1 pseudogene is annotated in these 442 nt (G+C 61.3%); it reads right to left on the bottom strand.

Going from position 1 to position 442, the window contains the following annotated elements:
• Positions 1-442, bottom strand: a pseudogene (locus J5M71_RS28580) (DNA topoisomerase IB); the annotation flags it as partial.

Below are 442 nucleotides of genomic sequence, written 5' to 3'. Positions count from 1 at the left end.
GGCATTGACGTCGGAGGAGGTGACGGTGTGCCGTTCGCCGTGTTCATCAAGGTACTGAAACAGGTTTTGCCCGGGAATTTCCAGACAGCGCTTGATGATTCGCGCCAGACGGCGGTCCTTAACGGTGATCTGATGCTCGATGCCGCTCTTGCCACGGAACTGGAACAGGATCGCGCTGCCGTTGACCTCGACATGCCGACTGCGCAACGTGGTCAAACCGTAAGAGCGATTGTCCCGTGCGTATTGGGTATTGCCGACGCGGATCAGCGTGGCGTCGAGCAAGGTAATCACCGTGGCCATGACCTTGTCGCGGCTGAAGCCCGGCTCATCGAGCAGCGCCTCGAGCTTGCGCCGCAGTTTGGGCAGGGCCATGCCGAAGTCGCGCAGGCGCGAGTATTTGTCGGCGTCGCGCACTTCGCGCCAGCGGGCGTGATAACGGTAC

This window comes from Pseudomonas sp. 43(2021) (genome assembly GCF_017490805.1).
Taxonomy (GTDB): Bacteria; Pseudomonadota; Gammaproteobacteria; order Pseudomonadales; family Pseudomonadaceae; genus Aquipseudomonas.
Note: the sequence above shows the minus strand (reverse complement) of the source record. Positions and strands in the feature narration are given on the sequence as shown.